Raw genomic sequence first — 332 nt, 5'->3', positions numbered from 1 at the left:
TTCCACACTTCTAACAAGAAAATTTGGGATTATGTGAACCAATTTGCAGATTTCAACCGCTACACTAACTCACCCGTAGCTAACTACAATGGTGAAATCTACAATCTACCATTTAACATGAATACCTTCAATAAGCTTTGGGGTGTGGTAACACCAGCTGAAGCCCAAGCTAAGATTGAAGAACAACGCTCAATCCTAGGCGACAAGCGCCCAGAAAACTTAGAAGAACAAGCGATTTCCTTGATTGGAACGGATATTTATGAAAAGTTAATCAAGGGTTATACCGAAAAGCAATGGGGACACAAAGCAACTGATTTACCAGCCTTTATCAT

1 pseudogene is annotated in these 332 nt (G+C 39.8%); it reads left to right on the top strand.

Going from position 1 to position 332, the window contains the following annotated elements:
* Positions 1-332, top strand: a pseudogene (locus tag FC14_RS06110) (UDP-galactopyranose mutase); the annotation flags it as partial.

It is taken from the genome of Ligilactobacillus agilis DSM 20509 (assembly GCF_001436215.1).
In the GTDB taxonomy this organism is placed as follows: Bacteria; Bacillota; Bacilli; order Lactobacillales; family Lactobacillaceae; genus Ligilactobacillus; species Ligilactobacillus agilis.
Note: the sequence above shows the minus strand (reverse complement) of the source record. Positions and strands in the feature narration are given on the sequence as shown.